Source organism: Anaerobiospirillum sp. NML120448 (genome assembly GCF_023050945.1).
In the GTDB taxonomy this organism is placed as follows: Bacteria; Pseudomonadota; Gammaproteobacteria; order Enterobacterales; family Succinivibrionaceae; genus Anaerobiospirillum.
Map to the genome: position 1 here is coordinate 1 of NZ_JALKIM010000138.1, position 2,777 is coordinate 2,777.

Genomic DNA, 2,777 nt, shown 5'->3' on the forward strand with positions numbered 1-2,777 from the left:
GAAAAATTTCCCTGCTAAGGAATGCAAAATCTTAGGCAGACGATCATTAGTTTATGTGTAATGTATGCGATTCATCCCCCGCCTCGCTTCAGCGTAGGCGGGGGTATTCTCGCTAATTTATGATAAACTATGCAAAGATTTGTGGCTGCATAATAAGTCTATCCTAAGTTTAGGTGCTTAAGCTAAAGAGCTTAGTTTAAAAAACTTAGCGTTTGTGGCATATGTCATTTCCAATTTGTATAGCTGTTAGCTAATGTAAGCTTAGGCCTCAAAGTGCTTTTTTGTTAAAGGCTAGAAGTCTAGCTTGTTTGTGCAAACAATATGGGTGTTTTAACAGTAATTGCTGTTAAAGCTTGGTTTTAATAAAGAGTGGTGGCTCTAAATAGTGCTGCTATTTGTTGGTGGTCGACAAAAGTTTATGGCTCGAGATAGTGCTATTTATATTGTTGATGTTTATGTGCCTAACGAAGGTGAGCCAGAGAGCGCACTGGAGTTAAGCATCTTACGCATTAATGATCTAGATTCCCGACCATCGGTGTATGTCCACAGCTATATAATGCCAAGCAATTACCATTTAGCTCGTATCCGTTGGTCTGATGCCCACAGCTATGGTATTTCCCAAGAACTTTTTAGAAATGCTATTTGGCCATCTCTAAGTGATTTAGTTGCTGCCGATTTTTTAAAGGACAAGCAAGTAGTTTGCTTTTGTTCTAATCTTGATCCTGTCCAAACTTTAGTACAAAACTGTGATAATTGCTTTAGCGTGCTTAATTCCTGGCAAGAGGTTTTTGCTGGTAATGAGTATGCTAGCTCTTTAACAACCTATAGTCAGATGCTTGACTATATGGGTATTGATAGACAGGACTTTTCCAATACAGGATATACAGCCTCGCTTAAGCGAGCCCATGCTTATATTGCTATTTGGCTTTACTTATATAACTGCACCCAGGCTCAGCTACAGCCTGAGTATGGTGATAATTCTTTAGCTCAAAATGGCTTTTGGCCTTTATCTAGTGTACCAAGTCCATGGTACGACGTTAACGTTAAAGAATTTAGTGATATTCCTTTTGAGGCTATTAGTCAATACTTCTCCCAAAGTTTGCCAGACTATATTAATTGGTCATCAATGTGCATTTATGTACATGACTGGATCTTTGGTCGTCAACGTAATTACGATATTAAGCTGTCTAACCAAGACTATATGCTTAATTTCATATTCTATCGTCTGTTCAATTTAAAGAAACGTATCTTAGTTCTATCCTTTTATAGTCTTTATAACCAAAGAGTGGACTATGCTCGTATTATTGCCCTTCATGATGGACAATTTAGCACTCTAACTCGTTATGTTAAGGAAGACTTTGCCTCCTTTATGCTCTCTCATTTAGATGACTTCTTATCAGGTCAGCAAAAGAAGGACATTATTAGAGCTTTAGTAAAAGAAGTGTTACAAGACCGCTTTACTAAGCCTATGGAGCGTGCAGGCTATGAGGATATGCTTGCGCTTGAGAACAATCATAAACTTGAAAACAACCACAATACTCATATTGAAAAGAAGAGTTTAGAGCTTAATAAGAATATTGTGTGGTATAAAGAAATTGCCATCAAGCAAGAGATTATTTATCGTTGTTTTGTTATCAAAGGTTCACTACAAGAGCGTAATGAGTGCATTGATCATGTGAATCAAAAGATAGGTGAGCTCTTAACAGAGGCTAAAGATCCTTTTGCCTCTTGTTGGTTATCAGAAGACTTAAAAGAGTGGATTCAGGCTATTACTGGCTTTACTTGGTCTGATTTGTCTCGTGCTCAAAAACAAACTGACTCTGAAAGTCTTAAGAACACTCGTAATACTATTAAAGAAATCATTATTGATAACTACAAGAAGTATTTAGTCTCCTATAAGGAAAACTTTAAGAAAGTTGTCACTGAAATTAATGATTTACCAGACAACGAGAGAACCAAATTTTGCTTTTCATTCATGGGTATTACCCATGAGGTAGTGGTCGATAAGATAGAGGATGCCTCCTTATTATCATTCTTTAAAAAGATTTTCTAACTTAATATCTTAAGTTAGAATACCAAAAGAAAGATAAGCAGGCTCAGTCCTATTTTTCGAACACTTCCAAAAAAGCTTTGCTAAGTACTCAGATTCTTTTTTTACCTTGACTTAGCTATTTATTAAAAATAGCCCTTAGGGCTAAAGTAGTTATTGCTTATGTACCAAGCTTAGCTAAGCCTAATTTAGCTAGGCTAGGTATTGTTTTGCCTAAAAATCAGTAAAATTAGGTTAAATCCCTGATAGGGTGAACCACAAAAGCTATTAATAAGGCCTAAGGCATTTGCCTCTATGATTGCTTCATCGCATATCCCAATCATTGTCAAAGATGCAGTCCAAGATAAAATTATCTCAAGGGCCCAAAGGCAAAATACTAACATGCAACTACGACTCTATAGTGCCAAGGCCCTATAGTACCAAGGCTATATAGCCCATAGGTTTTTGGCAGGCTAAGTTTGGCCGATAAGTAATTGTAAAGTATAGCGGTACTATAATTTAACCCCTGACTTTTATAGGATTGATGCATGTTTTACAGTAAGCGGAGGCATATTGAACATGCAAAAATCGCCCAATGTATCCTCGGTGATCAATAAGAACATAACCGAGTCTGATATTGCAAAGGCAATTATGGATACTGAGCAAAGCTCATATCAAATTGGTTTAAAGTTTGGGGTTGCTCCTAATGTAGTTCAACAGATAGGAGCTAATTATTTAGGTAAGCAAC

Annotated in this window: 1 protein-coding gene; it reads left to right on the forward strand. The window is 36.8% G+C overall.

The genetic code is table 11. From position 1 onward, the window contains the following. Positions 1–385 precede the first annotated feature (385 nt). Positions 386–2,053, forward strand: coding sequence for a hypothetical protein (locus MXE38_RS12030; RefSeq protein WP_246915404.1), 1,668 nt, complete (start codon positions 386–388; stop codon positions 2,051–2,053). Positions 2,054–2,777: the final 724 nt, after the last annotated feature.